At 68.8% G+C, this 3,489-nt stretch carries 3 protein-coding genes; all 3 read left to right on the forward strand.

Annotated elements, in window-relative coordinates; translation table 11 throughout:
- Positions 1-322 precede the first annotated feature (322 nt).
- The 3 genes from QMF80_RS37685 (at position 323) to QMF80_RS37695 (ending at position 3,333) form a co-directional block, all read left to right on the forward strand.
- Positions 323-481, forward strand: coding sequence for a hypothetical protein (locus tag QMF80_RS37685; RefSeq protein ID WP_283461915.1), 159 nt, complete (start codon positions 323-325; stop codon positions 479-481).
- 554 nt (positions 482-1,035) lie between these two features.
- Positions 1,036-1,614 (forward strand): fasciclin domain-containing protein, encoded by a 579-nt coding sequence (locus QMF80_RS37690; protein ID WP_283461917.1) that lies wholly within the window; start codon positions 1,036-1,038, stop codon positions 1,612-1,614.
- 138 nt (positions 1,615-1,752) lie between these two features.
- Positions 1,753-3,333 carry a molybdopterin-dependent oxidoreductase gene (locus QMF80_RS37695; protein ID WP_283461918.1) on the forward strand — a complete coding sequence of 527 codons (1,581 nt, stop codon included), beginning with the start codon at positions 1,753-1,755 and terminating at the stop codon, positions 3,331-3,333.
- The last annotated feature ends 156 nt before the right edge of the window (positions 3,334-3,489 follow it).

Below are 3,489 nucleotides of genomic sequence, written 5' to 3' on the forward strand. Positions count from 1 at the left end.
GACCCGCTCACGGAACGCTTGCCTCTCCGCGGTCAGACCCCCACCCTGCGGATACCTCATACAACCGGCATACCGCGACGATCACCAACCGTCAGCCCCTACGACAAGACGACTTCAAGGTCAGTAATCGAAGGGCGCCTTCCGCACTGCCGAGGAGTACCCCGTGAGCACCCCTGCCAGACCCCAGCCCGTCACCTGGGCCGCCAGCCAAACCGGCCCCTGCGCGTCCTGCCACGCCACCTGTTGCCGTTACGGGCACGGGGCTAGCACCTTGTGCCTGAGCTGTAAAAGTGCACGTCAGACGGGCTGTACAGGGCCGGTGATGTCCGAACTTCCGCCGGGCGCCGTCCGGCTCCGCACGGTCGTCACCTACCTGCGCGCAGAGCTGACCCGCGCGGAGCGGGCACTCCTGTCCGCCGAGCAGCAGGAGGCCACCACGGCCCACCGCCGGACACCGCGGAACCGCCCGCCTGGCTGGTAGAGCACGGGATAGGCGTCGGGCGGCCACCCACGCAGGTGCCTTCTCGATGGTGTGCCGCGTACCGCGACACGAAGCCGATGCGTCCTCCCGCAGGGGGTACACGCGGGCCGAGCAGATGGCCAGAGATGGGTGCGGTGAGCGCATCTGCGCCGTCAACGCGGCCTGTGGCCGCGGACCTTCTGGGCCGGCACGCACATGATCGAGCCCCACACTGTGGCGCATCACCGCGGGCCTGGATGCTCCCCGCAGTTGCGGCTCCCATCTACCCAGGCTAGTCACATACCTGCGACTCGGCATCTCGGGCAGGAGTCACGGCCCGGCCCGCCGCGGTCCCACCGGGTGCGTGTCTGCCGCCGTCTGGCAGTTTCCTGTGATGGTGGGACGATGGGAGTAGTACGACGTGTGGTGGGTCAGAGCCGCCGTGAGCGGCGTGGTGACGCACGGGAGGTTTGCATGCCCGGCTTCACTTCTCCACCAGCCGATTCGGCCGTCGCGTACACCTTCGGGCTTGCACATCACCGTCAATGCCCGCCTCCAGGAGGAGGAACCACCCCGTGACCAGTACCCGTACCCGCCGCTGCGCCATGCTCGCGGCAGCCGCGTTCATCCTGCCCGTTTCCGTGGGCGTGGCCGCCCCGGCGTTTGCCGACACCCCCACTGCCGGGCCCTTCGGTCCGGCCTGCGCGTCCGTGCCGAAGGAAGGCTCCGGCAGCCTCGCCGGAATGGCCAAGGACCCGGTCGCGACCGCTGCCTCCCATAACCCCGCCCTCTCCACGCTCGTCACGGCGGTGAAGAAGGCAGGGCTCGTCGACACACTCAATAACGCCCAGAACATCACCGTGTTCGCCCCGAGCAACGAGGCGTTCGCGAAAATCCCCAAGGCCGACCTCGCCAAGATCCTCGGCGACAAGACCCAGCTCACCAAGATTCTCACCTACCACGTCGTAGGCGAGAAGATCACCCCGAAGCAGATGGAGAAGGGCACCTTCAAGACCCTGGAAGGCGGCTCGCTGACCACTGCTGGCTATGGCACGGAGTTCACGGTCAACAAGACGGCGAAGGTCGTCTGCGGCGATGTCCACACCGCCAACGCCACCGTCAACATCATCGACACCGTCCTGACCCCCAAGTAGGTATCAGGAATCGCCACACCGCCGCCGCGCGCCCAGACGCGCGGCATCGCGACGGCGGTGCTCTCGCGGCCGGGCGCGCGAAGCCCGCCCCGCGGCGATCGTGAACTGCGGCTCCGCCAGAAGGTGTCGGGTCTGATCATGGCTGTGAGAACTTCCCCGAAGTGGTGGGTGCGTTTCCCCCTCGCCGCGCTCAGTGGTCTTCTGGCCGGGTTCGCGGCGCTGGCCGTCGCCGAACTCGTCTCGGCCGCGGTACGGCCCGAGTCCGGCCCGATCGTCGCGGTGGGCGGGGCGGCCATCGACCGGACGCCCGCCCCGGTCAAGGATTTCGCGATCCGGCACTTCGGCGAGAACGACAAGCTGATCCTGCAACTGGGGATCCTCGCCACCCTCGCCGCCCTGGCCGTCGTCCTCGGGCTGATCGCCCTGCGCTACCGGCGGCCCGGCTCCGCAGGCGTCCTGCTCTTCGGCGTGGTCGGAGCCGGCGCCGCCATCAGCCGCCCGGACTCGACCGGCATCGCCGACGCACTGCCCTCCATCGTCGGGGCCGTCGTCGCGGCGGTCCTGCTGTACTGGCTCATCGGCCGCCTCACCACCCCCGCCGCGACATCCGACGCGGGGACGGGCGCTGGGTGGGACCGGCGGGGATTCCTCATCGCGGCGACCGCCGCCGCGGTGGCCTCCGCCGGCGCCGGTACGCTCGGCCGCCACCTCAACGACATGCGGGGCCAGAATGCGGTCGCCTCACGCACTGCGCTGAAACTTCCCGCCCCGGCCTCACCCGCCGCCCCCGTAGCCGCCGGAGCACAACTCAAGATCCCCGGGATCAGCCCGTTCACCACCCCGAACAACGCCTTCTACCGCGTCGATACCGCGCTGGTCATCCCGAAGGTCGACGCCACCACCTGGCGTCTGCGGATCCACGGCAAAGGCGTCACCCGCCCGCTCACCCTCTCCTTCCAGGACCTGCTGGGCCGGAAGCTTATCGAGCGGGACATCACGATCACCTGCGTCTCCAACGAGGTCGGCGGCCCCTACATCGGCAACGCCCGCTGGATCGGCGTCCGCGTCGCCGACCTGCTGCGTGAAGCAGGCGTCAAACCGCCCTCCCAAGGCGGTCCGGCCGACCAGCTGGTGGCCCGCTCCGTCGACGCCATGACGATCGGAAGCCCGGTCGAGGACGTGATGGACGGCCGTGACGCCATGCTCGCCCTCGGCATGAACGGACAGCCCCTGCCCTTCGTGCACGGCTTCCCCGTCCGCATGGTCGTCCCCGGCCTCTACGGCTACGTATCGGCCTGCAAGTGGATCCAGGACATTGAGTTGACCACCTTCGACGCCTACGACGCGTACTGGGTCAAACGGACCTGGGCCAAGAAGGGTCCCATCAAGACCGAGTCCCGCATCGACACCCCCAAGCCCTTCGCCCGCCCCAAGGCCGGCACCGTCATGATCGCGGGAGTCGCATGGGCCCAGCACCGCGGCATCGACCGCGTCGAAGTCCGGATCGACGACGGGCCCTGGAACCTCGCCGACCTCGCCGCCCAGGACACCACCGACACCTGGCGCCAGTGGTCCTACCCCTGGAAAGCCACCGCCGGCGGCCACACCCTCACAGTCCGGGCCACCGACCTCACCGGCCAGACCCAGACCGAGAAGCGCACCAGCACCATCCCCGACGGCGCCAGCGGCTGGCACTCCGTCTTCATCACCGTCACATAACCGCCCCACCCCGACCGTGCAAGCGCCACCCTAGATGATTGATTCCAAGGGGTAGCGGCACGGACGCGAGGGTGTCCACCCTCGATGTGTGACGACCGATATGGACACCCTCGCAACTGCACTGTACGTGCGGGTCGATGACCTTTTGAAGGCCTC

The sequence above is a fragment of the Streptomyces sp. G-G2 genome, from assembly GCF_030063135.1.
In the GTDB taxonomy this organism is placed as follows: Bacteria; Actinomycetota; Actinomycetes; order Streptomycetales; family Streptomycetaceae; genus Streptomyces.

What these genes read in the sequence shown, in the direction of transcription:
- QMF80_RS37685 (WP_283461915.1), top strand. Translation starts at nt 323, where the DNA reads ATGTCCGAACTTCCGCCGGGCGCCGTCCGGCTCCGCACGGTCGTCACC.
- QMF80_RS37695 (WP_283461918.1), top strand. Translation starts at nt 1,753, where the DNA reads ATGGCTGTGAGAACTTCCCCGAAGTGGTGGGTGCGTTTCCCCCTCGCC.